This window comes from Cupriavidus mimosae (assembly GCF_023952485.1).
GTDB classification, from domain to species: domain Bacteria; phylum Pseudomonadota; class Gammaproteobacteria; order Burkholderiales; family Burkholderiaceae; genus Cupriavidus; species Cupriavidus taiwanensis_C.
In genome coordinates this window covers 41,976-68,352 of record NZ_JALHRY010000021.1, presented here as the reverse complement: position 1 = coordinate 68,352, position 26,377 = coordinate 41,976, and the positions used below count along the sequence as shown (strand labels likewise).

The window sequence follows — 26,377 nt, the reverse complement described above, 5'->3', positions numbered from 1 at the left end:
CCGAAAACGCGGCGGACGCCGCGAGGCACGCGTCGCTTGTCGTTCCCTAAACGCCGCTTTTGCCGCTGGAAGTCTTGGTCTGGCTAAGTTCGTGGCCGGCTTCGACGGTGGTGACATCGATCCTGGCATGGATTATTTGCAAGCTCTGCCGGTGCCGGTACAGGAATTCGTGCAAGTCGTGGCCGTGCAATATGCGACGCCGCCGGTGAGGGCATGTATAGGGTCCTGCAGGGACGGTGCCGAGGTGCTAACCTCAAAAAGATTACTGCCCGACGTCACCCTCGCAACTGGGAGAGAAAATGAGCCGTCTGCTGCTCACCAATATCGACCCCGACACCTCGGACGAGGAGATCCGGACGTTCCTGGAAAAATACGGATTCCCGCCATTCGACAACCTGGAGCATGAGGACGGCGACGGCTCGCACCCGGCCGTGCTGCTGACCTATCAAACTCTGGACCCCGCAGTGCTGGGCAAGCTGCAGCAGCGTATCGACCATATGTACTGGAAGAAGCGCCAGTTGAGCGCTTCCATCCTGCATGACCGTTTTGCCTGAGCGGCTTACCGCGATGGCGCGCCCAGGCCTGCCGCGCCGGCTTCCTCGGCCGGTTGCGGTGTAAGCGGGGCAGGGACGGCCATCATCTTCTCCGCCGGATAGAGCGCCATGAAGCTTCTCGCCAGCTCCGGATCCCGGCACGCGAGCCACGCTTGCCATTGCAGATACGGAATCATCACGACCGCCCGTTTTTCCTTGCCGGGGGCGTGCATCAGCTTCATCACCGCGTGGCCCGGCGCGCTCACCGTGAACATGGCGAAGGAATAGGATCCATCCGGCCATTGCCTCCACAGCCCGGCAATGCCGAGCGCCGGCTCGTCCGGCAGCCATATCCGGTAGCGGATCCAGCCCTGGCCGGCGACGTAGCACGGTTCGTAAATGGCCATCGCAGGCACCAGGCACAACTGGGTGCGGTGCCACGCGCTGCACGAACCCCGCTTGTCGCCGACGTACTCGGCGCGGACATTCATGGTTTCAAAATCGCGGGCGCCGTGGACGTGGCGCGAGCGCGGCACGAGGCCAAAAGTGGCCAGCAAGCATTCGCGGCGGCCACTGGCATCCGCACGGACGATCGGCGCAGCATCGCCGGGCCATATTTCCGCCTTCCATGTTCCTGGCGGTGGTTCGACCCCGAAAACATCGCGCAGGACCGGGCCGGTCACTGCGGTGAAATTGGTACACACGATATTGCCTCCCCTGACGTCAGATGCCTTGCTGCAGGCACGGTCAGCGGATATTCGCTACACCTGTCCGAGTGGCGGTGCGACGGGAAGGGTGGGCGTTTCTCCGGCTGGCCAGCATTGCGAGCAGCTATCGCGATAGCTCCGACGCCATTTTCCTGGCCGATTCCAGATGGTGCTCCAGCGTCGTCAAGGTCTTCTTTGCAAAATCCCGTACATCGCTGTCGCGAGCGTCGCTTGCGGCCTTGCGGAACAGCGCCACCGCATCATTGTGCGCCTTGACGCCGACTTCGTCGGCATATTGCTTGTCGAAGCTGGCGCCTTGCAGTGCGCCCATGGCTTCCAGCTTCTTCTGGTCAGCGGGACTCGGGGTGGTCGGCAATTGCACCCCCTTGGCATTGGCCAGCCGCTTGAGATCTTCCGCGGCGGCACGGTGGTCCTGCAGCATCTGGCCGGCAAAACGCTTGACCGTGGCGCTGGTGGCCTTGGTCTCGGCCAGCTTGCTGGCATCGATCTCCATCTGGCCTGCCTGTGCGGCCTTGTTCATGAAGTCCACGTCGCCGGCGGGCGGCGCAGCGTACAGGCCGGGTGTCAGGCATAGCAATACCGCCGCAAGCGCGGATTTGACATGGTGCCCACGGCGGCCGGGCTGGCGTGCATCGAATGGCATGACTGTCTCCTGAACGGGCAACCATACCCGGCCTTGCAACAATCATGCCGTCATGCCGTGCGACCTCCTGCCTCAGGAAACCCGAACGAATTTGGCGACGGAAGGCACCCCTTGCGAGTCGATGATAAACAGCATGTAGTAACCGGGCGGCACCAGCGAGCTGGAGGCGGGCAGGGTGACGCGCAGGTTCTTGGCCCCCTGTTTGGTATAGCGCAATTTGATATAGCGCTGGTGCATGTCGTTGCCGTGCGTCACAGCCCCCGGCGCCACCAGCGCAACGCTGGAAACATTGGGGGTGCTGGAACCAACAGTAAAGGTTTGTCCCAGGCTCAATGTACCCGGTGCGCTGCTGATATTGGGGCGAGCCCCCTTGAACAAGTACGGTGGCGAATACACCTGTGCCTGGTGCGTACTGGCGGCCAGGGGATTCATGTCGTCCTGGGACAGCAAGACGGTGGCGTCAGGCAACAGAATGGCACTGGAGTGGTAGCCCGCCTGTATGGTGTTCGGGCTCATCGGGATCCAGGTCCCGGTCGGATCGCCGGCCGGCTTGTTGTAAAGCTCGCTGTCAAAATGCGGGTTGTCATAACCGTTGCTGGCAGCATTGCCGCCCACCGTAAACAGCGTTCCATCCGGCAGGATCACGGTATTGGCGTTATGGCGAGGCTGCAGCCATTGCGGAAATTGTCGCCACCCGGCGTTGGGGTTGCCGACATCGAACCATTCGTTGTTGCGGAAGGCGCTGTCGCCTTCGGCGCCGCCCGCGATCATCACGGCCTGCTTGACGGGCGTGACCGAGGCATCGGTATAGATAACGCCGTTGGCGTACTCATAGTGCGAGCTCAGCATGTTCGGAATGCTACTCCATGACCAGGCGCCAGGCGTCAGCAGCACGGTATTGTAGAAGGCTGGCCCGGCCTGCATCATCTGGCCCGAACCAAGCAGATATTGGAACGGGTACATGCCGGACGGGTGGTGGAGCGACACCGTGCTCATCGTGCCAACGCTGTCCATGCCCGCCGCAGGGGTGAACAGTTCGACCACCGAGGTGGTATTTCCGGATCCCGTTTCGTCGAGGCCGCTGGTGATGACTACCCGGTTGTCTGCCAGCTTGGTCACCGTCGGATACCAGCGGCCGACCGACATATTTGGCTGGGTGGTCCAGCTCTCGCTGAGCGGATTGAACGTATAGCTGCTCAGCGCGCCCTGGAAGTTCTGCTGGCCTTCTGGCGCATTCGGGTCGGGGTAGCGAAGATTGCCACCCGCAATGAAAACCCTGCCGTCGCTCAATATCGTCTGACCGGCACACCAGATGTTCTCAGGCGGCGTTATGGGATGCCCAGTGCGTGTCGCGGGATCCCACACATAGGCGACACCGGTGTTCGACGCTGCCGGATTATGGTACTGCGTCGGCTCGTACGACCAGAACAGCACCTTGCCTGTGTGCAGCAATACCGCCGTGATGCCGACGACCGGGATAACGAATGGCGCGCTCCATTGGCCGGCCGTATTGGTGGCCTGGGCTTTGGCCGCTGCCAGCACCTGATCATCCGGCGTAGCTACCCGGTCCAGCCCGGCTGCCACGCGACACTGCTTGGCACGTGCTCTGGCATGGGAATCGGCATGGGCCGGACCGAGCACGGCAGCTTCTCGCTGCCTCAGCCGGGCTTCCGCGGAGGGGTTGTTGCAGGCGTCATTGTCGAAGCTGACGGGCGGAGCGGCGTGAACCGACGGTGCCAGCAGGAAGAAACCAACCACTGACGCCCACACGGTTTTCCGGAAAATCATGCGTTGACGCATTTGCATCACCTCCTGCAGTGACAGCGTTGCCATGGAATGCGGGAGTTCCGCGCTGGAAGCTCACGGTGGCATGCCGAAGGACATCCAACCGGACTTTTTCTAGCTTAGGGGGGCAGGCAGAGAGCCAATGTGGGCAGGCGCACGGAAGGAATGCGATTGGGGGCTTGCGTTTTGCTAAGCAGCGTGCGCGGCGCCCGGACGAAACGGGAGGTGCTGGCTATATCGTACTTAACATAATATACATTATGCGAAATGTAGTTGTTGGCCGTTTTTCTAATGTCGTACTTGGGATGAATTCAAATGTCGTACTCCGTGCTGGATCGTGCCAAGCTGGCGGCCTTGCCGCCACGCCAGGAGCACGATCATGGGCCGACCCGACACGATCACCATGAGCATGCGGGAACTGGATCGCTGCAAGGTCATCCAGGCCGTGGTCGAAGACGGCCTGATGGTCTGGCGCGCCGCCGAGAAGCTGGGCATTTCCAAGCGCCAGATTGAGCGCTTGGTGCACCGGCAGGACGGCCCTCGAGGATGGCGTTCTATTCGGACAAGGCCGGCATCTTCCGCGTCAACGCCAGGGACAGCGCCGAGGGCCGCGGCTACACCCAGTTCGGGCGCGCGCTGTTCGAGCTCAATATCGACATCCTGTGCGCCAATTCGAGCCCGGCCAAGGGTCGCGTCGAGCGGATGAACGGCACCTTGCAGGACCGGCTGGACAAGGAGTTGCGGCTGCGCGGCATCAGCACGATGGCCGCCGCCAACGCCTTTGGCCCGCACTTCATCGCCGACTTCAATGCGCGCTTCGCCAAGGTGCCCAAGCGCGATTTCGATGCGCACCGACCGCTGCGCGGCGACGAGGACCTGGCGCGGATCTTCAGCTGGCGCGAATGGCGCAAGGTGTCGGCCAGCCTCACGCTGCAGTACGACAAGGTGATGTATCTGCTGGAAGACCGGCCCGCGCACCGGCGCCTGATCCACCGCCCCACCCTGCGCTGAATTCGGTCACGTCAGGCCAGCCCCACCGCCCGACGGGAACCCCGCAAAAGGCGCCAACCCCGCACAAAAAACGGTCCGTACGCCTGGCAACTTCGGAGGTCAGCCGAAGCGCACGGGGTCGTACGGCGAGGCGTCGACCCACGGTTGCTCGCCGTCCATCAGCTCGGCCAGCAGCCGGGCCGTGACGGGCCCCAATGTGAAACCCTGATGCCCATGCCCGAAGTTGAACCACAGGCCGGGATGGCGCGGCGCCTGCCCGACGATCGGCCGCATGTCGGCGACGCAAGGCCGGGCGCCCAGCCAGGGCGTGTCCTCGACCGGCGCGCCCATCCGTACGAGTTCACGCGCGTGGCGCTCGGCATTGCGCAGCTGCACCGGCGTCGGCGACGCATCGTGATGGGCGAACTCGGCGCCGGTGGTCAGGCGCAGCCCACGCTTCATCGGCGCCAGGAGGAAGCCGTTCTCGACATCCAGCAGCGGCAGACTCGGCATGGATTCGACTGCATAGTGGCGGTGGTAGCCGCGCTTGACGAACAATGGGAGGCGGTAGCCGAGCGGCCGGATCAGCGCAGAGGCCCACGGCCCCAGCGCAACGACAGCGTGGGCGGCGTTGACCGGGCCGTCGTCCGTTGTCACGGTCCAGCCGCTTCCCGCCTGCCTTAGCGTCATCGCGTCGCCGCGGCGCACGATGCCACCGGCCTGCGAATACAGCGTGGCATAGCGGCTCACCAGCTCGCCAGGATCCGCAATGGTCCAGGGATCGCGCCAGTGGATCGCCCCGGCCAAGGGCCCGCACCACGCCGGGTCGGTTGCGGTAATGCCGGCTCGGTCCAGGATCCGGTAGTCAAGCTCGTGCTGCTGCCCGACTTCCGTCGCGGCACGCGCGGCGTCGTTGAAGGCTGCGGCGCTGCGATAGCCCTGCAGCCATCCCGACTTGCGCACGAGGTCCTCGGCGCCGGCCAGCGCAATCAGGCGTTCGTGCTCGGTCAGGCAATGGCGGATCAGCGCGCTGTAGGCCGTGATGGTGCCGGCATAGCGGTCGGGTGCCGATTCGCGCCAGTAGCGCGCCAGCGGCGGCAGCAGGCTGGCGAGCGCGCCTGGGTGGTAGTGGACATCGTTACCCTGCCGGGCCACTACGCGCAGCACGGCCGCCCACTCGCGCGGAAAGGCGTAGGGCTGCACCGCTTCACGCTGGATGATGCCGGCGTTGCCATACGACGTTTCCCTGCCAGGCTCCCGCCGGTCGACCAGCACGACTGCATGGCCGCGCTGGCGCAGCGCCAGTGCCGTGCAGACGCCGACCATGCCGGCGCCGAGTACTACGATGTCCTTTGTCATGATGTCCGATGCGGTGCCTGGGGCATGGCAGGTTTGTGATCCGGGTATCCGAAGCCTGATTCTGCATTGGGGGCGGACCCGGCGGAATATCGGCTGCGAGCAATTATTGGAATCCGTGATTGCCGGATCGGCAATCACGCGCTGGAAATGCGTGCGATCGCCTCGGCCAGGTGCTGCACGAACGCGCGCCCCGCGGGCGGCAGGTTGCGGCGGGCAAGCGTCTGGATCTCGATATAGCGCTCGTTCATTTCGCGGTCGCGCAACGGTATCGCGGCAATGATGCCTTGCGCCAGCCGTCGCCGGACCGACAGCTCGCCATAGAATGCAACGACGCCACCACCCGCCGTCGTAAAGCCGACCAGCGAATCCAGGTTGTTGCTGGAAAACACGGTCTGGTAGCTCAACCCCTGCCGGCTGCAACTGGTGTCCAGCAGCTGCCGCAGCGAGCTTTCCTTCGGCGGCAGCGCCAGCGGATAGCTGATGACCTGGGACAGCGATACCTGGCGCTGGCCGGCAAGCGGATGGTCCGGCGCCATGATGGCGAGCACCGGCGCCGGATGGCGCAGTTCCACTTCGATATCGAGCTCGGGCAACCCGCTCAGCGTAATGCCGATGTCCGCCTCGCCGTCCCGGATGCGGCGGGCGATGTCGCCCTGCGGGCAGACGTGGAGATCGAAGCGGATCCCACCATACTTTTCGCGGAAGCTGGCCGCCAGTTCCGGGATGAAATCGTGCGCAATGCCCTCGACGCTTGCCAGGCGCACCTGGCCGACGCGCAGGCCGCGCAGCGCCTGGATATCGGCGGTCACGCGATCGATCTCCTGCTGGGCGCGCTTGGCGTGTGCGGCGAGCAGCTCTCCCGCAGCGTTGGGGACGAGGCCACGGGCGCGCCGGTCGAACAGCAGCGTATCCATCTCGCTTTCCAGCTTGGCGATCTGCCGGCTCACCGCCGACGGCGCTACGTTGAGCTTGAGCGCGGCGTCCTTGACCGAGCCGGTGCGCACGACTTCAAGGAAGTAGCGGACAGCGGTTTCCTGCAGGATGCGGTAGGACATGAGCGGATATTGCGGGGGATCGGCATGCGCCAATGAAGTCCCATTCTATGGATTGCCGATTTGGCAATCAAGCTTTCCAAACATTGCCACGATTCCAGGTCGGATCGGTCGTACGATGGATCCAACGCGGTCACATCCCTCCCACCGCACAGCATCGAGTCTTACTTGCCGGAGCCTCTTCATGCGATCCACCGCTCACCGCCCGTCCTTGTTCCTGTCCGCCTGCAGCCTGGTTGCCGCCGCCGTGCTGGCGCCCGCTGCGGCTGGGGCCGAGGGCCGTTATCCATCCAAGCCGATCCAGCTTGTCCTGCCCTTCCCGCCCGGTGGTGCCACCGACCTCGTCGGTCGCACGATCGCGCGCAAGCTTGGCGAGCGGCTGGGCCAGACCGTGGTGGTCGAGAACCGGCCCGGCGCCGGCACCGTGGTCGCGGCGAGCTATGTGGCCAAGTCGGCGCCGGACGGCTATACGCTGATGGCCACCTCGGGCACCACTTTCAGCGTCAATCCCGCGGTCTACGCCAGGCTGCCGTATGACCCGCAGAAGAGCTTCGAGCCGATCGGGCTGATCGGCTCTACCGGCCTGGTGCTGCTGGCCAACCGCGACGTGCCCGTCAGCAACCTCAAGGAGTTCGTCAGCGCAATCAAGGCGCAGCCGGGCAAGTATTCGTACGGCTCGTTCGGCGCCGGCACCACCGCGCACTTCGCCGGCGAGGAACTGCTGAACCTCACCGGCACGAAGCTGCTGCATGTCCCGTACAAGGGCAGCGCGCCGGCGATGACTGACCTGATCGGGGGCCAGATCCCGTTCAGCGTCGATACCGTCGCGGCGGCGATCCCGCAACTGAAGTCGGGCAAGATCAAGGCCATCGCCGTCACCACGGCGAAGCGCTCGACGCTGCTGCCCAATGTGCCGACCGTGGCGGAAAGCGGCTATCCCGGCATGGATACCAGCACCTGGATCGCGCTGGTCGGGCCGCGCGGCCTGCCCGACGACGTCCGGGCGAAGCTGGAGAAGGCGCTGGCCGACACCATCGCCGATCCGCCCACACGCAGCCAACTGGCGGACAGCGGCATCGAGCCGTCGTTCGCGCCCGGCAAGCAGGTCGCCGCCATGATCGACAAGGAGATCCCGCAGATGCGCGCGATCGCGCAGCGCGCCAACATCAAGCTCGACTGACTTTCCTGATACCGGCGGCGCCGCGACAGCGGCACCGCGCCACAGCGCCACCTTCCACCGTCAAGCAACCGATGCAAACATCGCTGACCTCACTGACCGCGGTCGAACTGCGCCGCCTGATCGGCGCCAGGGAAATCTCGCCGGTCGAACTCCTCGAAGCGTGCATCGCGCGCATCGAGGCCTACAACCCGCTGATCAACGCCATCACCGCCACCTCCTTCGCGCGCGCCCGGCAGGAAGCGCGCAAGGCCGAACAGGCGGTGCTGCGCAACGAACCGCTCGGCCTGCTGCATGGGCTGCCGCTCGGGGTCAAGGACCTGGAGGCGACGCAGGGGCTGCTGACCACCTATGGCTCGCCGCTGTTCCGCAACCATGTCCCGGCCGAGGACAACGTGCTGGTGGCGCGCCTGCGTGCGGCCGGCGCCATCGTGGTGGGCAAGACCAACATTCCGGAGATGGGCGCCGGCGCGAATTCGCGCAACGCGGTCTGGGGCGCGACCGGCAATCCGTTCAATCCGGACCTCAATGCCGGTGGATCGTCAGGCGGTTCGGCGGCGGCGCTGGCTGCGGACCTGCTGCCGGTCTGCACCGGCTCCGACACCGGCGGCTCGCTGCGCATTCCCGCGGCCAAGTGCGGCGTGGTCGGATTCCGACCTTCGCCCGGCATCGTACCCAACTCACGCAAGCTGCTGGGCTGGACGCCGATCTCGGTGGTAGGACCGATGGGACGCACCGTCGCCGACACCTGCCTGCAGCTGGCGGCCTCCGCCGGGGTGTCGGTGACCGATCCGCTGAGCTACGCGGTGGACGCCAATGCCTTCCTGTCGCCGCCACCGGTCGACCTGTCGACGTTGCGCGTGGGCTGGACTGAGGACTTCGGCAGCTGCGCGGTCGATGACGGCATCCGTCGCGTGTTTCGCTCGAAGGTCGCGGCGATGCGCCACCTGTTCGCGCGCTGCGATGAAGTCAGTTTCGACCTTGGCGATGTGCACCGCTGCTTCGACGTGCTGCGTGCCGAGAGCTTCGTCGCCGGCCTGCACGACGCTTACCAGCGCGACCCCGGTGCGCTCGGGCCTAACACCCGCGCCAACTACGAACTGGGCGCAAAGATGTCGCTGGCCGACAGCGCATGGGCGCAGGCCGAGCAGAACCGCATCCTGCAGCGCTTCCAGCGGGCCTACCAGGAATACGACCTGATCCTGTCGCCGACCACGCCCGTGTCGCCGTTCGCCTGGACCAACCTGTACGCCGATACCATCAACGGCGAGAAGCAAGCGAACTACTACCGCTGGCTGGCGCTGACCTATGTCGTGACGCTGACCACGCACCCGGCAATCGCGCTGCCCTGCGGCACCGACGACGCCGGCATGCCGTTCGGCCTGCAGGTCACCGGCCGCTTCCACGGCGACCTGCAAACGTTGTCGGCAGCGCAGGCCATGGAAGCGGCGTTCGCGACGTCGCCCGCGTTGCGCCGTCCGGTGCCGGATCTGGCATCGCTGAAACCCGCCCAGCCGGCGCTGCGCTCGATCGTCACGGCGCCGCCGTCAGCGGGAACCGCGCAGCAAGGCGGCGGCGTCTCTGCGGTATGAGCCGGGTGGAGGAGCAGCGCGACAACACGCGTTCGCTCTCCGTGCCCGGCACGGAGGGAGCTCCGCGCAAGCGTGGACGGCCCACCGGCAAGAAGTCGCAGCGGTCGCTGGGCCAGAACGATATGTCACCTGAGGCGGACCAAGACCCGGAGCCCGACTCAATCAGCGTTCCGCATCGACTCACGCAGGCGCACTGCGACCTCCGCAAGAATCTCCTCGGCAGCAGCGCTCACCTCCCGATCCCTGCCCGGCGGAATCCACGTCGATTCGACATCGACGATGGTGCCCCTGCACTCACGTCCCGCACACGCGTCCGCAACATGCCGTGCCACCGCGGCTGCAATGGCCCGGGCGGCCGACTCGCCTCTGAACAACATCAGCGCAGCGGCCTCCTTCGCAACCCGCCAGGCATCTGTGAAGTGCGCATGCGTCTGCGCGGGTGCCGGCCTGAGGTCCATCATCTCCTCCTTTGACCCTAGTCGATAAATGCGTTTGCCTGCCTGATGACGGGACTCCACCGTGCCACCTCGCTACGCAGCTGGGCGGACAACGCTTCCGGCGTGGCACGGTCCTTCGCAACCGGAACGGCCCCCAGCTTCTGCATCCCTTCCCTGAACGCAGGATCGGTCACCGCGTTCTGCAAAGCAGTGACCAGCCTGGCTGCAACCGGTTGTGGAATGCCCTTGGGTGCGTAGATGCCATGCCATACCGTTACCTCGAATTCTCCCAGCCCTTGCTCGCGCAGCGTCGGCAGCTTGGGCAGTGCCGCGAGCCGTGAAGGTGTCGTACTCCCATATGCCTTGACCCGACCTGTGTTGATCGGCTGAAGCGTCGTCGTCACCTGGTCACAGAGCAGATCGACCTGCCCACCCTGAACATCGACCATCGCTGGCGCGGCGCCCTTGTAGGGAACGCTTGTCATCGCGGCGTGAAGCTGACTCATGAGCATCAGCCCGCACAGATGCGATGCCGTACCGATTCCGGCGTTTGCCAGGTTGATCTTCTTCTGGTTCGCCGAGATGTAAGCGCGCAACTCGTGGAAGCCGTTGGGTGCGAAGTCCGGGCGCGCGACGAGCGTCATGGGAACGTCTGCAACGAGCCCGATATGCTCGAAGTCCCTGATTGGGTCGAACCGCGGTGATTTGCTCAACGCCGGCAATGTGGCCATGCCAATGTTATGGATCAGGAGGGTGTAGCCATTGGGGTCGGCACGCATTACCGCCTCCGATCCGACGATGCCACCTGTGCTCGCGCGATTCTCCACGACGACAGTCTGTCCCAGCGAACGCCCCATCGCCGCACCCAGATGGCGTGCGACAACATCGGTGGGGCCGCCAGGGGAAAACGGAACCACCAGGGTCAACGGGCGCGTGGGGAATGACTGCCCGAACGCAGGGCTGCATGCCAGCCATCCGATCGCAAGTGCCGCAACGTATTTCATAGCCTGTCTCCTTACATCGTGATTTTTTGATTCGCGCCAATGACTACCCATGTTCCCGTCCCGCCATGCTCAATCGTGGCTACGCATGGTGACGAATTCCTCCGCAACACTGGGATGCAGGGCAACGGTTCGATCGAACTCGCGCTTGGTGATGCCTCGCTGCAGTGCAATGGCGCCCATCTGAATGATTTCCGCGGCATCGCGTCCCACCATGTGCATACCCAGGACGCAATCGCTTCGCTTGTCGACGACGAGTTTCATCATGACGCGCTCGGCGCTGCCAGCGACTGCCGCGCGCAGCGGGCGGAAATCGGTTCGATAGACGGCAATATCGGGAAGTGCCGCGCGTGCCTCCCGCTCTGTCATCCCGACACTGGCGATTTCTGGCGTCGAGAACACGGCGGTAGGCGTCAGCCCGAAGTCCGGGGCCCGACACTTGGCCCTGCCGAACAGCGCCTCGGCGAGCCACTGCCCCTGGCGTATGGCCACGGGCGTGAGGTTCAGCCGGCCGATCGCGTCGCCGATGGCATAGACCCCTTCCACGGACGTTGCATAGCGCTCGTCCACGTCGATGGCGCCACTTGGCGTGAGTGCCAGCGCGCCTGCTGCGGCCTTCGTGTTGGGCCGACGGCCGGTCGCGTTCAGGACGACGTCTCCTTCAATAACGGTACCGGCTCGATCTGTTACCCGATAGCCAACCGGCAACGCTTCGATGCGGTCGACTCCCGTGTTCAGACGGATATCAATGCCCTGCCCGAGGTAGGCACTGGCAATGCCGCTCTGGATATCCGGATCGAATCCCCTGAGAACGGAGGGTCCCCGGTGCAGTACGGTTACGTCCGCACCAAGCCCCTTGAATATCCCGGCAAACTCGAGCGCGATATACCCGCCACCAATGATGACGACGCGGGCCGGCAGATGCGGTAACGCAAAGACATCGTCCGACGTGATGCAATGCTCGGCACCAGGAATCTCCATCGGGGCGGGCCTCGCGCCAGTTGCCACGATGATGTGCTCGGCCGATATCGCCTGGCCGGAGGCAAGACGGACGCGCCCTGTACCTTCCACAGCGGCCCGCTCATCAAAAATGGTGACCCGGCTTCCATCCAGACCCTTGCGGTACAGACTTTCCAGTCGACCGACTTCCCCACCGATGCGGTCGCGCAGCGCACTCCAGTTGTGGTCGATGCCTCCGACGCCCCATCCGAAGCCAATGGCATCGGCTGCTTCCGAACGAAAGCGGCTTGCCGTGACGAGGAGCTTCTTCGGCACACAGCCTCGAATCACACAGGTACCACCAACCCGCGACTCCTCTGCAATCGCTACGCGTGCACCGAGGGCCGCGGCGGCGCGGGCGGCGCGTACGCCCCCGGATCCGGCGCCTATGACAAACAAGTCGAAATGTTCCATGCGTCTTCCCCGCCCGATCACCGTGCGATAGCTGCCTCTTCGGCCGCCTCGCCAGCTGGTTCCAGCAACCGGTCGCGCACCAGTACGCCTTCGGCATACAAGGCATCGATCTCCGCTTCGCTCAGCCCGACGATGTCTTTCAGAACCTGCTCGTTGTGTTCGCCAAGCAGATCCGCTTTCAGGGCGGACGCGTATTGCCAGGCCGAAAACCTCGCCGGCGGCCCTGGGATCTGGAACTCGCCAACGTAGGGATCCGAGACCGTGCGGACCACGCCGCGCTCCTGGAGGTGCGGATGGTTTATCGCCTCGCGCAGGGTGAGTACCGGCGCACACGGAATTCGCTGTTGCTCCAGAGCTGCAATTGCGTCGTCACGGGATGGAAAGCCGGACAGCCACGCTTCCAGGAGTTCCTTGAGTGGCGCGTTGTTGTCGCGGCGCAGCGCGGCGGTGGCAAAGCGCGGATCGGTCAGCAGGTCCGCTCGCCCCAGAGCCGTGGCGAATTGCTCCCATTGGTGCGGCAGCGTGGCCAATGTGAGATAGGTGCCGTCACCGCAACGAAAGATGCCGGTTGGTCCGCCGTCAGGATGCTGAGAACCTGTGCGCCGGGGTTCATAGCCTTTGCGCAGACCGACGCGTGGAACGGACACCTCATGCATGTTGAAGTAGGTATCCAGCAGCGATGTCTCGATGTACTGCCCCTCTCCTGTTCGCTCGCGATGCAGCAGCGCGAAGCCTACCGCCATGGCGGCTGCCACACCGGTTGACGCATCGCCAATCGCCATCGTGATCAGCGCCGGATTGCCGTCCGGCTCGCCGATGAGATCTGTCACCCCGGCATAAGCCTGCGCGACGTAGTCGTAGCCTGGTTTACTGGCCAGCGGGCCCTTTTGCCCGGCCAAAGAAATGGAACACATCACAAGCCGCGGATTGAGCTTCTTCAGCACGTCATAGCCAAGGCCGAAGCGGTCTATGACGCCCGGCGAGAAGTTCTCGACCAGCACGTCGAACTGCGGAATCATCTTGAGAATAAGCGCGCGGGCCTTGTCGTGCTTCAGATTGAGTGCAAGACTTTTCTTCGAATGGTTGTGCTGAACGAAGTAGGTGCTCTGGGAGCAGCGCTTGTACTCGGGTTTCTGACTGCGCAGCCCGCCGATCCGGGTGCGGTCGCCAGACGGCGCGAGTTCGAGCTTGACCACCTCGGCGCCCATTTCGGCAAGGATGCGGGTGCAGGTCGGGCCGGCCACGATCTGGGTAATGTCCAGCACGCGATAGCCGGTCAACATTGGGTACCTGGTTTGCAACATGTTCTGTCTCCTATCGCGCGGCGAACTGGCTCTTGCCGAACAGGTTGTCCCACCGTTCCCCGCTCGGCTTCGCGCCGGTCTTGTCGACCTTCTCCGCCAGCACGGCGAGACCGCGTTGCACCGCCGGGCGCTCGCGCACGGCGGAATACCAGCGCTGGATGTTGGGATAGTCAGCCAGGTCCTGGCCCTGCCATTTGTGGGCGCGCAGCCAGGGAAAGGTGGCCATATCGGCGATCGAGTATTCGCCGGCCAGATATTCGGTGTCCGCGAGTCGGCGCTCGATCACGGTGTAGAGGCGACGCGCTTCGTTCGTATAGCGGTCGATCGCGTAAGCAATCTGTTCTGGCGCGTATTTGCGGAAATGGTGGGCCTGCCCTAGCATCGGGCCGACACCCCCCATCTGGAACATCAGCCACTGCATCACCTGATAGCGTCGGCGCGTCTCCTGCGGCATGAACCGGTAGCCGCTCTTTTCGGCCAGGTACATCATGATGGCGCCCGATTCGAACATCGGCAGCGCCTGCCCGTCAGGACCGTCATGGTCGATAATGGCCGGGATCTTGTTGTTCGGACTGAGCGCCAGGAATTCCGGCGCAAATTGCTGGCCCTTGCCGATATGTACCGGGATGACGCGGTAGGGCATCGCCAGCTCTTCAAGGAGGATGGAGACCTTGTAGCCATTCGGGGTGCTCCAGAAATAGAGATCGATCATCTCGATAAGGTGGCTGGTTACTGGTGGAACCCATCTTAGAAATGTGATGATCGTTGCGCCAATACTGTGTCCCGCTTGGGGCATGTCAAAAACTTATGGCTATCCGTCGCCAGCCTTCGCCCCATACAATGAGCCATGGAATTTCGACAACTGAAGTACTTCGTACGCATCGTTGAGCTTGGGAGCGTCTCGCGTGCGGCCGCGGATCTCTACACCGCGCAGCCGGCGCTCAGCCAGCAAATCGCCAAGCTGGAAGACGAACTGAAGGTAAAGCTGTTGTCCAGGAGCGCCCGCGGCGTTGTGGCGACCGAGGCGGGCGAGGTTTTCTATCGGCATGCGCGTGCGATGCTGCGGCAGGCGGACCTGATGAAGAACGACGTCCGGCATGCCGGCGAACATCCTCAGGGAACCGTTTCAGTCGGCCTGCCAACCAGTGCGGCGACGATTCTTGCGCCGAGGCTGCTGGCGGCAGCAGCCAGGCAGTATCCGGATATTCAGCTTCAGATTACCGAGAGCCTCAGTGGTCATCTTCAAGAACTCGTCGTGAACGGCCGTATCGAGATGAGCCTCCTGTTTGAACGCGTGGATGGATCCGGCGCGGTTCGCGAAAGCAGGATCGGCGCCCATCTGGAGGTGCGCCCGCTGCTGACCGAGCGCTTGCTCCTGATGTCATGCGAAGCCTCGGGCGGCGCCTCGCCTGAAGAAGTCAGCATCGAGGATGCGGCGAAGCGCCCACTGATCCTGCCCGGGAAATCCAACATTACGCGGCAGATTATCGACGCGGCATTTGAAGCCGCGGGAGAGCGACCGGTCGTGCTTGCGGAACTCGACTCCCTCGCAACCATCCGCGCGGTCGTTGCCAGCGGCGTCGGCTCGACCATCCTGTCGCCCTCTCTTCCGGGCGGCACGGCTGGCTTCACCGTCCAGCGCATCGCGGGTGCAGCACTGCAACGACGACTGTCGCTCTGCACGTTCGACATCATGCCGCTGAGTTCTGCGGCGACGCGGATCATGGAGTTGATTTGCGAAACGGCGCTGGCGCTGGTCGACGAAGGCGCATGGCCGGGCGCCGCGCGGATCGGCTAGTCATACGGAATCGCAATACCGCCACCGCAAAGTCCTATTGGCCGGCGCCGCGCTTGCCTGTCTAGACTGCTCATGCGTCTCAACAGGCAAACGGCACCCCATGACAAATAAGCGGATTCTCGACGGCATCAAGATTCTCGACCTCACCCGGTTCTTCTCCGGCCCGCAATGCACCTTGTTCCTGGCAGGGCTTGGAGCGGAAGTCATCAAGATCGACGCCCCGGGCGTCGGTGACCCGACAGCGTTCTCGCCCCCTTTTGCGGGCCCGCACGGCGTCTCGTTCGAAAAGCGCTCGCCCCATGATATGGGGATTGCATATCTCAAACGCGCCCGTGCCAAGAAGTCCACCACCCTCAATCTGAAGAGCACCGAAGGCAAAGAACTCTTCATGCGCATGGCGAGGAACGCCGACGTGGTCGTGGAGAACTTCAGTGCCGGCGTCGCCGATCGCCTCGGCATTGGCTATGACGTGCTACGCGAAATCAATCCGGGCCTCGTCTATTGCTCCCTCACTGGCTACGGCTCGACGGGGCCCGCGCGGAACCTGAAGGCCTATGATCTGATGGTGCAGGCAGCCGTCGGCCTGATGAGCATCACCGGACATGCCGAAGCGGGGCCGACCAAAGCGGGCTCTCCACTCTCTGATGCTATCGCGGGGGTATTTGCGGCGTTCGGAGTCGTGGCGGCGTTGAACTACCGTCAGCGCACCGGCCACGGACAGTCCGTTGACGTTTCCATGGCGGACTGCCTGCTGTCATTGATTCTCGACGAGCCGCTGGATTGCTATCGCGAACTCGGCCTTGCCTTCCAGCAGGGCAATCGCATCATGCGCTTCTCACCCTTCAATGCCTACAAGAGCGCGGACGGCTGGGTCACGCTCGGCACTGCCAGCAACGACGACTGGAGCACGCTGCTGGATTTGATGGGCCGCTCGGACCTCAAGGATGACCCGGATGTCATGTCCGTTGCCTGGCGGCTCTCCAACAATGCAACCGTCGATGAATTGGTATCGACGTGGACCGCAACGCTGGCCACGTCGGAAATCGAGCAACGGTTGCACGCCGCGAAGATCCCTTGCAGCGCGGTGCGAACCATCGATGATGTGCTCGCTTGCGAACAGACGATCGCGCGGAACATGACAGTCTCGCTCTGGAACCCCCTGGCGGAGGCCGCAATGAACGTCAAGGCCCCCGCTTTTCCATTGCGCTTCGGCCATGCCGATGTCGGCTATGACACGGCCGCGCCGATACCTGGCGAACATACCGAGGCGGTGCTGCGAGAAATGGCCGGCGTCGATAGCGTCGAGCTCCAACGACTACGGGAACGCCGGATCATTTGAGCTGTAGCGGGGCGGCAAACGCCCCGTCTGCCCGGCGGCGCGGTGTCCTCATGCCAGAAGTAAAGCCTTCGCTCTACAGGCGCTGCCTGCGGACCGGCGCGCCCTGATGGTCAGGCACAAGGCAAGAAAAAGCGACGTGGCGTTCGCCACGTCGCGCTTAGGGGCAGTGCCGCCAGTCGTCTTCGCATGGCAGCGCTCGGAGCCGTCGCGCCGGGCGTCCACCGTGCGGCAGGTCCTACGCGGCGCGCGCCAGTTCTTCTTCCATGAAGTCGAGGCGATCCTTGCCCCAGAACATTTCGTCTCCCACATACATCATGGGCACGCCAAACACGCCGCGTTCGACGGCGGCGTCGGTGCTTTGCGCAAGCTCGGCGCCGATTTCATCGCTGGATGCCGTGTCCTCGAACCAGGCGAAGTCCACACCGAGGGACTCCACGATGGATCGCACCCCTGCGTACTCGACGATGCCGGCATCGCCCCGCTCCCAGTACGCCTCCATGACCCGCTCTACGAACTCCAGCTCCAGCCCCTTGCGTCGCATCGCCAGCGAGCCGCGCAGCACCCGGCTCGACTTGATCGGAAACTGCCTGGGAATCTGAAACGGCAGCTTGTATTTTTCGGCCCAGCGCATCAGGTCGCGCTTGCGGTAACGGAGCTTCGACTTGGGCTCCTTCATCAGTTCATACTCGTTGTTTCGGAAGACATAGCCCAGGTTGTAGGGATGCAGCACCAGCTCTGCATGGTGACGCTCAAGGATGGGCTTGATCAGCTTGATCGCGAAATAGGTGTTCGTGCTTCCGACATCCCAATACAGGTCAACCTGCTTCTTGGCCATTTCGACTCCTGTTGATTTGAAACAGGTTCAGTCTATGGAAGCGGCAATTGGCTGGCTAATACGGATTGGCGATTCGGGTATATCGGAAAACTATTGGCGAGTCGCTGCCGGGAGCGGGCATCCTGACATGCAGGTGAGACGACTAACGGCCTGTGAGCAACTCATGCATACCCACCCGCGCGGCAAGCCACCGCGACTTCGTTCGTCCGACCAGCCCCCGGCTCGGCCGAGGATGGCCGTGTCATCCGGCGGTCCAACCACAACCGACATGCTGCACTGCATCCGGGCGACCGTACGGAAGATACAGCGGGAGACCCGCAACGCCGGCCATGACATCACGCCCGAGGTCGAGCGCCGGCTGGGTTGTCTGCTCGGACAGGCCATGGTGACTCGATCGGCCTTCGATATAGCGGTGTTGCTCGGCAGCGGCGCCGAACTAATGATGTTTCCGGATGCCGCCACGCTGGAAACATGTGCTGCTGCCGTCGACGCTGCCGGGCAGCGCGCCTTGCGCTGCGTCGTATGGGCGGTCCGCCATCGCTGCTGCAAGGTGGGACAGGGTGTCCGGCGATTTGCCGTCGAACCCCGGCTGGACGCCGGCCGCGTCATCGCCATCGCTAAAGCCCCACGCCCAGCCCTCCGGCATGGAAGCAGCGAACAGGCCACTGCCCGCCCGCCACCAGTCGCCCGGTAATCGCGAGCAGACGTTGCCATACCGTCGTCACGGCCAACGAAGCGGGCAGGATCGCGGCGCGGCAAAGGTAGACCTGTCGCGTAAATTCTTCCTCGGCGATCCGTGCACAGGAGATGAGGCCGCCTTGCCATTCTTCCTGCACCGACGCGTGCGACAGGATCGTGCAGCCGGCGCCCGCCGCGGCAAGCGCAATGAGTTCCGGGATGGCATTCACTTCCGCAATGACGTGAAGTTCGGTGTCCCGGGACGCGCTGAACCGGTCTATCAGGCTGCGCAACCCGTGCAGCCCGGCCGGGAGAATCAATGGGTAATCCACCAATCGGGAGAACGGCACGCTGACGGCAGAATCGATTCCGTTCCGACCGTGCGCCGAGAGCTCGCCTGGCGCTCCGACAAGCAACAGGCGCTCCTCGAGCACGCGCTCGGCGCGCAGTCCCGGGTCGGGTGTGCCGCCGAAGGTCATGCCGATATCCAGGTGTCCGGTCAGCAGCCCTTGCGGGATATAACCCGTGCTCTGTTCGATGATTTGCAGGTCAATCCCTGGCCATTCTGCGCAGACTTCCTTCACCAGCGGCACGGTCAGCAGCTTTGCCAGCGACTGTGGCAAGCCGACTGCCACCCTGCCCTGCGGTTGCTTGATGGCGGTCCGGATGTCCTCGTACGCTGCCTCCACGCGCCGCAGAATGTCATTCGCATGGGCGAGCAGCATTTCCCCCGCCGCCGTAGCGACCACGCCGCGCGGCGTTCGCTCGAACAAGGCCGCGCCGAACTCCTCCTCCAGGCTCTTCATCTGAAGGCTTAGCGCAGGTTGCGCAATATGCAGGCGCTCGGCGGCCCGGGAAATGGACCCGGCCGTGCAGACCGCGACGAAGCCCCGCAGGGTACGAATTTCGAGCGCCATGAAACGCCTCAGAGGAATTGCCATATTGAAATCTTATATCGGATATCGCTAACCTGTCTTGGACTTATAGCTATCAGGCCGTCATGCTACGGCCAAGACCACAGGAGACGATGATGAATCCGACACGACGCACACTGCTGCTGGGGGCCGCGGCCTCTGTCCTGACACGCCCCCTCCTCGCCGCAGACTGGCCGACCAGGCCGGTCCGGATCGTTGTTCCATTTGCTGCCGGCGGGCCTACCGACTTTATTGCCCGATTGCTGGCGACGGCCCTGTCGAAGGAATTGGGACAGCCAGTCGTGGTTGAAAATCGCCCCGGCGCCAGCGGCAATATTGGTGCCCAGCATGTGCTCGATAGCGGCAACGATGGCTACACCCTGCTGCATAACACCGTGGCCATGCAGGCTGTGAACCCGCTGATGTATCCGCACGTGCGCTTCCAGCCGGGACGAGACTTCGTGCCCATCGCGACCACCGGGTCGATGCCGAACGTGCTGGTGACCCACCCCGACAAGCTCAAGGTAAAGACCCTTGCTGACCTGGTCCGATTGGGAAAGGCAAAACCCGATGCCCTGACCTACGCGACCTTTGGGGCAGGCTCCTCGCCTCACATTTACGGCGCCCTGCTGCTGAAAAAAGCTGATTTCAAGGCGGTAGCAGTGCCGTACAAGGGCAGTTCGCCGGCCCTCGCGGATGTAATGGCCGGGCAAGTCGATTTTGTGTTCGACTCGTTCACGACGTGCATTGGCCAGATCCAGGGCGGCAAACTGAGGCCGCTTGCGATTACGTCCTCGCAGCGCTCGCCGCTGCTGCCGGATGTGCCGACGCTCAGGGAGGCCGGATATCCAGGCGCGGATCTGAAATTCTGGTTCTCCCTGCAAGCCTCTGCGCAAACGCCCAAGGCGATTGTCGAGCGCTTGCGAGCGGCTTCGGCCAAGGCAGTCAACGACCCTGAATACGTGTCAGCGCTGCGCAATCGTGGTGCCGTGCCAATGCCGACACGTCCCGAGCAGCTCGACAGCTTTGTCAGGACGGACGCTGAGCGCTGGAAGGACATTGCGCGCGGCCTCGGACTTCAGCCGGAATAATCAGGAAAGCTCACGCCATGCAACCATTGAAAGGCATTCGGGTCCTGGACCTGAGCAAGGTCCTGGCCGGTCCCCTGTGCGGCCAGTATCTGGGCGAACTCGGCGCTGATGTCATCAAGGTCGAACCGCCGGGTGCGGGCGACGACACGCGCGGCTGGCTTCCCCAGGATGCGGGCCAGTCCGCGGTGTTCCTGGCCGTCAACCACAACAAGCGCAGCATCGCGCTGGATCTCAAGACCGAGGCTGGCCAACGTGTCGCGCAGCAACTGGCTGCCAACGCTGACGTTGTACTGCAGGGCTTCGGCGGTGGTACCGCCAGGAAACTCGGCGTTGACTACGCTACCTTGAACGCCGTGAATCCCCGCTTGATCTACTGCGAGATCTCCGGCTATGGGCGCGATGGCCCGCTGGGTAACGAGCCTGGATATGACGTGATGCTGCAAGCGTTCAGCGGGATGATCAGCACCATAGGCGAACCCGGCGGGAAGGTGGCACGGGCCAGCTTCTCGCCCGTCGACATCGGCACCGGCATGCACGCCCTCAGTGGCATCCTGGCGGCGCTGCTCGAACGCCATATGACGGATAAGGGTACGTACCTGGAGGTGGCGCTCATGGAGACCGCCCTTGGCTTCATGGGGTACATGGCCCAGAACTACTGGCGCAGCGGCAAGGCACCGCAGCGGATGGGCACCGCGCATCCGTCGATGTCCCCGTACCAGGCCTTCGACACGGCTGACGGGCTGCTGATGCTCGGCGTTGGCAATGACGCGCAATGGAAGCGCTTCTGCGCGGTGGCGGGCCTCGACGACTGGGTCGATCATCCGGACTTTGCCACCAATGCCGCGCGGGTACAGAACTTCTCCCGGACGGTGACATTGGTGCAGTCGCGCCTGCTGACCCGGCCGCTGTCCTGGTGGCTCGAAGAACTCAAGAAGATCGGTGTCCCGTGCTCGCCGATCCAGACCTTGGACCAGGCCCTGGAACACCCGCAGGTGCAGGCACGGCAACTGATCGTCAAGACCGAACACCCCGTGCTGGGTACCGTATCGAACATCGGGCTGCCAGTTCGCTTCCGCCGCCAAGCTCGGCAGGCAAGTCGTCCCGCGCCGCTGCTCGGCGAGCACACTGACGAGATCCTGCACGAAGCGGGCTTTACGCCAGAGCAGATTGAGGCCATGCACCGTGCCGGCACCGTAGCCGCTTGCGGGGCGACCAAAACCGCCTAGATCAACCCAAGACTGAACAGAATATGTCCCTGGTCACCTATAGCGTGCGCGACCACGTCGCCGAAATCCTTCTCAACCATGCTCCCGTCAATGCCCTCACGGTTCCGATGGTCGACGCGCTGATCCGGGCGTTGGACCGCGCCGCCTCTGATGAGGCGGTGCGAGCCGTGATCATTGCCAGCGCCGTACCCGGGCGATTTTGCGCTGGGCTTGATATTGCCGCGCTGCAGGGCGCGTCGGCAGATACTGTTCACATGCTCCTGGACAAGCTGTATGTCCAGCTGTCGGAAGCGCAGTATCGCCTGGGCAAGCCGTCCATCGCCGCGGTCACCGGCGCTGCGCGCGGTGGCGGCATGACGCTCGCGATATCGTGCGATCTGATCGTGTCCGCCAACGATGCCAGCTTCGGCTACCCCGAAATCGACGTCGGCATGCTGCCGGCCATCCACTTCACCCATTTGCCGCGCATCGTCGGCCGTCATGTGGCATTTGATCTGCTCTTCAGCGGGCGCACCTTCGGCGCGATCGAGGCGCAAGCCTTGCATCTGGTCAATCGCGTCGTCCCCCCGGACCGGGTACTCCAGGAAGCACGGTCACTCGCCGCAATGCTGGCGGCCAAGTCCGCATCCGCGATGCGCATTGGTAGAGCAGCATTCCACCGCGCCGCCGACAGCGACTACCGTCGTGGCGTTTCCTACGCGGTCGATACGTTTTGCCGCGTCGCGGCCACCGATGATGCGCGCGAAGGTATCGCCGCGTTCGTGGAAAAGCGAACCGCAAACTGGCGCTGACCTTGCCGGCTTAACCGCCCTACCCTTGTCGCCGCTATCGTCGTGACCGCGGTCCGGCGGCCGTCTTTGACCTGGTACAGCGTTGATGCCGGACGCCTCCCCGCGCCTGACCGCCCTCCGTGCGCCAGCGCACAGAACGCCGCACCGGCTACCGGCATGCTTAAACATCGCCGTCCCCTCAGCGGGGGCCTGTGCTGTGCAAGCCATGGAGCGCAACGAGGATGAGCCAGCCCGAGCCCCCGGACATCGCGCCGCCGCTGCCCGATCTCCTGATATTCAGCGCCCCGTTCCATCCCTCGGTGGGCGGCATGGAGCGCTTTGCCGAAGACCTGGCGCTGGGGCTGACCGAGCTGGGCTATCGGATCGAGCTGGCGACGCGTACGCCGGCGGACGCGGGCGACGCCCCGGCGTTTCCCTATCCGGTCACGCGCGTGGTGGGCATGGTGGAGCTGGCGCGCGCCATGCTGCGGCACCCGCTGGTGGTGTTCGTCGGCCTGACCTTCTACGACGTGCTGCTGGCCACCTTGCTGCGGCGCCGCATCGTACTGACACATCATGGCCCGTACAGCCACTATGGCGAGACGCGGCGATTCACCGCGGGCAACGTCAAGCGCTGGATGTCGCGCTTCTACCACAACATTTGCGTCAGCCGGTACCTGGCCGGATGGCTGCCAGGCCAGCCTCTGGTGATTCACAACGGCTATCGCGACGACGTGTTCAAGGCCGCTGCCGCGCCGCGCCCGGCGGGCAGCTTCGCCTTTGTCGGGCGGCTGGTGACGGAGAAAGGGGTCGACCTGTTGCTGCGCAGCTTCGCCAGGTTGCGCGCCATGCGCCCCGAGGCCCGCCTGACGGTGATCGGCGACGGGCCGCAGTACGCGGTGCTGGTGGGCCTGGCGGCCACACTGGAGTGTGCCGAGGCCGTGACCTTTGCCGGCGCGAAGCGACCCGGGGCGGTGGCGGCGATGCTGGCGCAGCATGCCTGCCTGGTGGTGCCGTCGACCGGCTTCGAGCCCTTCGGCATCGTCGCCCTCGAAGGCCTGGCAGCCGGCTGCGAGGTCATCGTCACGCGTCGCGGCGGGCTGCCCGAGGCCGTCGACGGCTTCGGCTGGGTGGTGGAACCTGGCGTTGACTCGCTATGCGAAACGATGCTGACCGTTTGCGCCGGCGAGACGCGCCGCAGCGAGCCAGGCCTGCGCCTGTTCCTGGCCGACCACCAGCGCCAGACCGTGGTGCGCCGCTATGCCGAAGCCATCTCCGGCTTCCTGCGGCGCTAGCGCGCGGGCTTTTTCGGCTTGCCGCTTTCGGCCTGGTGCTGCCGGCGCGGATCCTCGTTGCGAAAGCCTCCATAGCTGCTTTGTCCCGGATCGGCGCTGCGGCTTTTGATCTCGCTGGCCTCGCGGTCCATGCGCGCGCCCGGGTTCTTCCTGTCGGCGCCGGCCTTGCCAGCGGTCTTGCCTGAGGTCTTGCCTGAGGTCTTGCCTGCGGTCTTCCCGCTCGAACCTGGTTTCATTGCCAACTCCTTGTCGTGACACGTCGGTCGGTCTGAGGACTTGTTCCCCCGTGCGGGCCGGCCCTGATTTCCGCAGCGGGCCGCCGGCAGCGGGAAGCCAGAACCACGCAACTTTTGTTCCACGATGAAAGGCCGCACGCCGCCGCCGATGACGGCCTGCACTGCAGTCGTATCAAGCAAGCCGCGGGGCGGCGTTGCAGAATTTGCAGGCCGACGACCCCGCCGCCTCCCCGCCGCCTCCCCGCCGCCTCCCCGCCGTGACACCGGCGACGCGGTGTTATATCCTCCACATCACGCTCTCCGCCGTCCGGCCATACAAGAACAAGGCACCGCGCCAAACCTGCATGCTCAAACTCCTCGGGCGTATCCAACCACGGCTGCGCTACCTCGACCTGAGCCTGAACGCCGGCCGCACGGTGCGGATCCGGGTGGTCGAGCGGCCCGGCATGTGGATGGAGCCCGCCCGGCTCGACGCCATGCTGGCCGAGATGCGCGGCATCGTGCGGCGTGGCATTGGCAAGGACCTGGATTACGGCGTGCTCTCGGGGGATCCGGAACGGCTGCGGCGGGCCGTGATCACCCTGCTGTATGACCGCGCCAGCGGCCGCGCCATCGCGTTCAATGCGCTCTCGGTGATGCCTGTCGAGCTGCGCGGCCGACCGGTGGAGGCGATCCACCTCGGGCTGGTGATGGTCGATCCGGGGTATCGCACGCAGGGGCTGTCCTGGGTGCTGTACGGGCTCACCTGCATCCTGCTGTTTTTCCGCCGCGGCCTGCGCCCGGTCTGGATCAGCAACGTGACCCAGGTGCCTTCGATCATCGGCAAGGTGGCCGAGGTCTTCGTCTCCGCCTACCCCAATCCCTTTGCGCCGTCGCGCCGCAGTTTCGAGCACCTGAGCGTGGCGCGCGAGATCATGCGCTCGCACCGCCATGTGTTCGGCGTCGACCGGGCCGCGGGCTTCGACGAGGCCCGCTTCGTTATCACCGATGCCTATACCGGCGGCTCGGACAACCTGAAGAAGACCTTCGACGCAGCGCCTAAGCATCGCGACGCGCGCGCCAACGAACTGTGCCGGCGCGAACTCGATTACCAGCGCGGCGACGACTTCCTGCAGATTGCCTGCCTGGACCTGGCCAGCGCGCGCAAGTACCTGCTGCGCGAGGTGCCGCGCGACTCCCTCCCAGCCATCCTGTACCAGGTGGCGTTTCTCGCGGTGGGCCACCTCGTCCTGCCGCTGTTCCACTGGCTGAACCCGCGCGAGCCGATGGGCGACCTGCGCGCAAGGAAGCGCCCATGACGGTGCCGTTCTCATACGACGAGTTCACCACCCGCAATCTCGGTTTCGTCACGGAGGCGGAGCAGCAGCAACTGCGCCAGGCACAGGTGCTGGTCTGCGGTGTCGGCGGCATGGGCGGGGCCTGCCTGCAGGCGCTGGCTCGCGTCGGCATCGGCCGCTTTGCGCTGGCGGACTTCGACGCCTTCGACGTGTCGAACCTGAACCGGCAGGTCTTCGCCAGCCTGGATACGGTCGGCGTGAACAAGGTGGAGGCCACGGTGGCGCAGATCCGCCGCGTCAACCCGGAGCTTGCCATCGAGACCTTTGGCGCCGAGTGGACCGACAACCTCGATGACCTGCTGGGCCGCTACAAGATCGTGGTCAACGGCATGGACGACATCGCCGCGGGGCTTGCGCTCTACCGCAAGGCCCGCGAGCACGGCGCCACCGTGATCGACGCCTATACCTCTCCCCTGCCCTCGGTCACGGTGGTGCGCCCGCACGATCCCCGGCCGGAGGAGCGGCTGGGCTATGCCACACCCGGCATGGACTGGCAGGCGCTCACGCCGGAACTCCGGCAGGCCTGCCTGGGCAAGGAGCTGGAATACGTGATGGTCCACTCCAGCTCGGTGCGCCATGTCCAGCCGGACCTCGCCCGGGACCTGCTGAGCGGCAAGCGCAAGCGCATGTCGTTCGCGCCGATGGTGATCACCACCGGCAACCTGATGGCGTTCGAAGCAATCAAGCTGGTGCTGGGGCGGCCGCGGCTGGCAGATTGCCGCGGCTACTTCTTCAATCCCTGGAGCATGCGCATCGAGCGGCCGCGCAACCCGCTGTCGGCATGGGCCTTGCGCGCGCTGGTGCGGCGCTACATGGCGAGGCTGATGCGAGATGGGAGCTGACC

General features: G+C 64.5%; 24 protein-coding genes and 2 pseudogenes. 13 read left to right on the top strand and 13 right to left on the bottom strand.

The genetic code is table 11. The features are described from left to right. The first annotated feature begins 299 nt into the window (after window positions 1–299). Window positions 300–554, top strand: coding sequence for an RNA-binding protein (locus MKD50_RS27515; protein WP_240074530.1), 255 nt, complete (start codon window positions 300–302; stop codon window positions 552–554). A 5-nt stretch (window positions 555–559) separates the two neighbouring features. Here the strand turns inward: MKD50_RS27515 and MKD50_RS27510 are convergent, their stop codons facing one another. From MKD50_RS27510 to MKD50_RS27500, 3 genes are all read right to left on the bottom strand, one after another. Further along, window positions 560–1,237 (bottom strand): SOS response-associated peptidase family protein, encoded by a 678-nt coding sequence (locus tag MKD50_RS27510; protein WP_240074531.1) that lies wholly within the window; start codon window positions 1,235–1,237, stop codon window positions 560–562. Between the two features lie 127 nt (window positions 1,238–1,364). Then, complete coding sequence (locus MKD50_RS27505) at window positions 1,365–1,904, bottom strand: DUF4142 domain-containing protein (RefSeq protein WP_252669551.1); 540 nt, start codon at window positions 1,902–1,904, stop codon at window positions 1,365–1,367. A gap of 72 nt (window positions 1,905–1,976) precedes the next feature. After that, window positions 1,977–3,737, bottom strand: a complete 1,761-nt coding sequence (locus tag MKD50_RS27500; RefSeq protein WP_252669549.1) for a galactose oxidase early set domain-containing protein — start codon at window positions 3,735–3,737, stop codon at window positions 1,977–1,979. Between the two features lie 331 nt (window positions 3,738–4,068). Between MKD50_RS27500 and MKD50_RS30745 the strand changes: the two are divergent. Further along, a pseudogene (locus MKD50_RS30745) lies at window positions 4,069–4,176 on the top strand (hypothetical protein); the annotation flags it as partial. A gap of 44 nt (window positions 4,177–4,220) precedes the next feature. Next, window positions 4,221–4,679: pseudogene (locus MKD50_RS27495) on the top strand (transposase family protein); the annotation flags it as partial. A gap of 120 nt (window positions 4,680–4,799) precedes the next feature. Here MKD50_RS27495 and MKD50_RS27490 read toward each other — a convergent pair. Together MKD50_RS27490 and MKD50_RS27485 are read right to left on the bottom strand one after the other, a co-directional pair. Then, window positions 4,800–6,038, bottom strand: coding sequence for an NAD(P)/FAD-dependent oxidoreductase (locus MKD50_RS27490; RefSeq protein WP_115703096.1), 1,239 nt, complete (start codon window positions 6,036–6,038; stop codon window positions 4,800–4,802). 134 nt (window positions 6,039–6,172) lie between these two features. Continuing rightward, complete coding sequence (locus tag MKD50_RS27485; RefSeq protein ID WP_115703172.1) at window positions 6,173–7,093, bottom strand: LysR family transcriptional regulator; 921 nt, start codon at window positions 7,091–7,093, stop codon at window positions 6,173–6,175. A gap of 181 nt (window positions 7,094–7,274) precedes the next feature. Here MKD50_RS27485 and MKD50_RS27480 point away from each other — a divergent pair, with 181 nt between their 5' ends. Together MKD50_RS27480 and MKD50_RS27475 are read left to right on the top strand one after the other, a co-directional pair. After that, window positions 7,275–8,270, top strand: a complete 996-nt coding sequence (locus tag MKD50_RS27480; RefSeq protein WP_252669546.1) for a Bug family tripartite tricarboxylate transporter substrate binding protein — start codon at window positions 7,275–7,277, stop codon at window positions 8,268–8,270. A gap of 71 nt (window positions 8,271–8,341) precedes the next feature. Continuing rightward, entirely contained in the window at window positions 8,342–9,859 is a 1,518-nt protein-coding gene (locus tag MKD50_RS27475; protein ID WP_252669544.1) for an amidase, read from the top strand. A 158-nt stretch (window positions 9,860–10,017) separates the two neighbouring features. Here the strand turns inward: MKD50_RS27475 and MKD50_RS27470 are convergent, their stop codons facing one another. From MKD50_RS27470 to MKD50_RS27450, 5 genes are all read right to left on the bottom strand, one after another. Further along, entirely contained in the window at window positions 10,018–10,320 is a 303-nt protein-coding gene (locus tag MKD50_RS27470; protein ID WP_252669542.1) for a hypothetical protein, read from the bottom strand. A 14-nt stretch (window positions 10,321–10,334) separates the two neighbouring features. Continuing rightward, window positions 10,335–11,300, bottom strand: a complete 966-nt coding sequence (locus tag MKD50_RS27465) for a tripartite tricarboxylate transporter substrate-binding protein (RefSeq protein WP_252669540.1) — start codon at window positions 11,298–11,300, stop codon at window positions 10,335–10,337. 69 nt (window positions 11,301–11,369) lie between these two features. Then, complete coding sequence (gene gorA / locus MKD50_RS27460) at window positions 11,370–12,710, bottom strand: glutathione-disulfide reductase (protein WP_252669538.1); 1,341 nt, start codon at window positions 12,708–12,710, stop codon at window positions 11,370–11,372. A gap of 17 nt (window positions 12,711–12,727) precedes the next feature. After that, a complete protein-coding gene (locus MKD50_RS27455; RefSeq protein WP_252669536.1) occupies window positions 12,728–14,014 on the bottom strand; it encodes a CaiB/BaiF CoA transferase family protein in 1,287 nt (428 codons plus the stop codon). Between the two features lie 10 nt (window positions 14,015–14,024). Further along, the gene (locus MKD50_RS27450; RefSeq protein WP_252669534.1) at window positions 14,025–14,726 is read right to left on the bottom strand and encodes a glutathione S-transferase N-terminal domain-containing protein; all 702 of its coding nucleotides are present in this window, start codon (window positions 14,724–14,726) and stop codon (window positions 14,025–14,027) included. A gap of 135 nt (window positions 14,727–14,861) precedes the next feature. On the opposite strand from MKD50_RS27450, the gene MKD50_RS27445 reads away from it, so the two are divergent. After that, entirely contained in the window at window positions 14,862–15,812 is a 951-nt protein-coding gene (locus tag MKD50_RS27445) for a LysR substrate-binding domain-containing protein (protein WP_252669532.1), read from the top strand. 100 nt (window positions 15,813–15,912) lie between these two features. Then, the gene (locus MKD50_RS27440; RefSeq protein WP_115703112.1) at window positions 15,913–17,151 is read left to right on the top strand and encodes a CaiB/BaiF CoA transferase family protein; all 1,239 of its coding nucleotides are present in this window, start codon (window positions 15,913–15,915) and stop codon (window positions 17,149–17,151) included. A 235-nt stretch (window positions 17,152–17,386) separates the two neighbouring features. Here the strand turns inward: MKD50_RS27440 and MKD50_RS27435 are convergent, their stop codons facing one another. Both MKD50_RS27435 and MKD50_RS27430 read right to left on the bottom strand, forming a co-directional pair. Next, entirely contained in the window at window positions 17,387–17,986 is a 600-nt protein-coding gene (locus tag MKD50_RS27435; RefSeq protein WP_115703114.1) for a 2-hydroxychromene-2-carboxylate isomerase, read from the bottom strand. A gap of 617 nt (window positions 17,987–18,603) precedes the next feature. Beyond that, window positions 18,604–19,581 (bottom strand): LysR family transcriptional regulator, encoded by a 978-nt coding sequence (locus MKD50_RS27430; protein WP_252669530.1) that lies wholly within the window; start codon window positions 19,579–19,581, stop codon window positions 18,604–18,606. A gap of 113 nt (window positions 19,582–19,694) precedes the next feature. On the opposite strand from MKD50_RS27430, the gene MKD50_RS27425 reads away from it, so the two are divergent. The 4 genes from MKD50_RS27425 (at window position 19,695) to MKD50_RS27410 (ending at window position 23,960) form a co-directional block, all read left to right on the top strand. Continuing rightward, window positions 19,695–20,669: a Bug family tripartite tricarboxylate transporter substrate binding protein gene (locus MKD50_RS27425; protein ID WP_240074552.1), complete on the top strand. Its 975-nt coding sequence runs from the start codon at window positions 19,695–19,697 to the stop codon at window positions 20,667–20,669. Window positions 20,670–20,686: 17 nt separating this feature from the next. Then, window positions 20,687–21,895, top strand: a complete 1,209-nt coding sequence (locus tag MKD50_RS27420; protein WP_252669528.1) for a CaiB/BaiF CoA transferase family protein — start codon at window positions 20,687–20,689, stop codon at window positions 21,893–21,895. A 23-nt stretch (window positions 21,896–21,918) separates the two neighbouring features. Next, window positions 21,919–22,686: an enoyl-CoA hydratase/isomerase family protein gene (locus MKD50_RS27415; RefSeq protein ID WP_252669527.1), complete on the top strand. Its 768-nt coding sequence runs from the start codon at window positions 21,919–21,921 to the stop codon at window positions 22,684–22,686. Window positions 22,687–22,907: 221 nt separating this feature from the next. Beyond that, window positions 22,908–23,960 carry a glycosyltransferase family 4 protein gene (locus MKD50_RS27410; protein WP_252669526.1) on the top strand — a complete coding sequence of 351 codons (1,053 nt, stop codon included), beginning with the start codon at window positions 22,908–22,910 and terminating at the stop codon, window positions 23,958–23,960. Here MKD50_RS27410 and MKD50_RS27405 read toward each other — a convergent pair. Beyond that, complete coding sequence (locus MKD50_RS27405; RefSeq protein ID WP_252669525.1) at window positions 23,957–24,376, bottom strand: hypothetical protein; 420 nt, start codon at window positions 24,374–24,376, stop codon at window positions 23,957–23,959. The genes MKD50_RS27410 and MKD50_RS27405 overlap by 4 nt on opposite strands. A gap of 164 nt (window positions 24,377–24,540) precedes the next feature. On the opposite strand from MKD50_RS27405, the gene MKD50_RS27400 reads away from it, so the two are divergent. Continuing rightward, a complete protein-coding gene (locus MKD50_RS27400; RefSeq protein ID WP_252669524.1) occupies window positions 24,541–25,494 on the top strand; it encodes a hypothetical protein in 954 nt (317 codons plus the stop codon). Continuing rightward, entirely contained in the window at window positions 25,491–26,375 is an 885-nt protein-coding gene (locus MKD50_RS27395) for a HesA/MoeB/ThiF family protein (protein WP_252669523.1), read from the top strand. Before MKD50_RS27400 ends, MKD50_RS27395 begins: the two co-directional genes overlap by 4 nt. Window positions 26,376–26,377 lie beyond the last annotated feature (2 nt).

Bases quoted from the DNA above. Each gene is read 5' to 3' on its own strand.
- MKD50_RS27400 (WP_252669524.1), top strand. From the start codon at position 24,541: ATGCTCAAACTCCTCGGGCGTATCCAACCACGGCTGCGCTACCTCGAC.
- MKD50_RS27515 (WP_240074530.1), top strand. From the start codon at position 300: ATGAGCCGTCTGCTGCTCACCAATATCGACCCCGACACCTCGGACGAG.
- MKD50_RS27440 (WP_115703112.1), top strand. From the start codon at position 15,913: ATGACAAATAAGCGGATTCTCGACGGCATCAAGATTCTCGACCTCACC.
- MKD50_RS27395 (WP_252669523.1), top strand. From the start codon at position 25,491: ATGACGGTGCCGTTCTCATACGACGAGTTCACCACCCGCAATCTCGGT.
- MKD50_RS27475 (WP_252669544.1), top strand. From the start codon at position 8,342: ATGCAAACATCGCTGACCTCACTGACCGCGGTCGAACTGCGCCGCCTG.
- MKD50_RS27420 (WP_252669528.1), top strand. From the start codon at position 20,687: ATGCAACCATTGAAAGGCATTCGGGTCCTGGACCTGAGCAAGGTCCTG.
- MKD50_RS27455 (WP_252669536.1), bottom strand. From the start codon at position 14,014: ATGTTGCAAACCAGGTACCCAATGTTGACCGGCTATCGCGTGCTGGAC.
- MKD50_RS27430 (WP_252669530.1), bottom strand. From the start codon at position 19,581: ATGGCGCTCGAAATTCGTACCCTGCGGGGCTTCGTCGCGGTCTGCACG.
- MKD50_RS27465 (WP_252669540.1), bottom strand. From the start codon at position 11,300: ATGAAATACGTTGCGGCACTTGCGATCGGATGGCTGGCATGCAGCCCT.
- MKD50_RS27485 (WP_115703172.1), bottom strand. From the start codon at position 7,093: ATGTCCTACCGCATCCTGCAGGAAACCGCTGTCCGCTACTTCCTTGAA.
- MKD50_RS27415 (WP_252669527.1), top strand. From the start codon at position 21,919: ATGTCCCTGGTCACCTATAGCGTGCGCGACCACGTCGCCGAAATCCTT.
- MKD50_RS27450 (WP_252669534.1), bottom strand. From the start codon at position 14,726: ATGATCGATCTCTATTTCTGGAGCACCCCGAATGGCTACAAGGTCTCC.
- MKD50_RS27505 (WP_252669551.1), bottom strand. From the start codon at position 1,904: ATGCCATTCGATGCACGCCAGCCCGGCCGCCGTGGGCACCATGTCAAA.
- MKD50_RS27410 (WP_252669526.1), top strand. From the start codon at position 22,908: ATGAGCCAGCCCGAGCCCCCGGACATCGCGCCGCCGCTGCCCGATCTC.
- MKD50_RS27470 (WP_252669542.1), bottom strand. From the start codon at position 10,320: ATGATGGACCTCAGGCCGGCACCCGCGCAGACGCATGCGCACTTCACA.
- MKD50_RS27435 (WP_115703114.1), bottom strand. From the start codon at position 17,986: ATGGCCAAGAAGCAGGTTGACCTGTATTGGGATGTCGGAAGCACGAAC.
- MKD50_RS27500 (WP_252669549.1), bottom strand. From the start codon at position 3,737: ATGGCAACGCTGTCACTGCAGGAGGTGATGCAAATGCGTCAACGCATG.
- MKD50_RS27425 (WP_240074552.1), top strand. From the start codon at position 19,695: ATGAATCCGACACGACGCACACTGCTGCTGGGGGCCGCGGCCTCTGTC.
- gorA (WP_252669538.1), bottom strand. From the start codon at position 12,710: ATGGAACATTTCGACTTGTTTGTCATAGGCGCCGGATCCGGGGGCGTA.
- MKD50_RS27445 (WP_252669532.1), top strand. From the start codon at position 14,862: ATGGAATTTCGACAACTGAAGTACTTCGTACGCATCGTTGAGCTTGGG.
- MKD50_RS27480 (WP_252669546.1), top strand. From the start codon at position 7,275: ATGCGATCCACCGCTCACCGCCCGTCCTTGTTCCTGTCCGCCTGCAGC.
- MKD50_RS27490 (WP_115703096.1), bottom strand. From the start codon at position 6,038: ATGACAAAGGACATCGTAGTACTCGGCGCCGGCATGGTCGGCGTCTGC.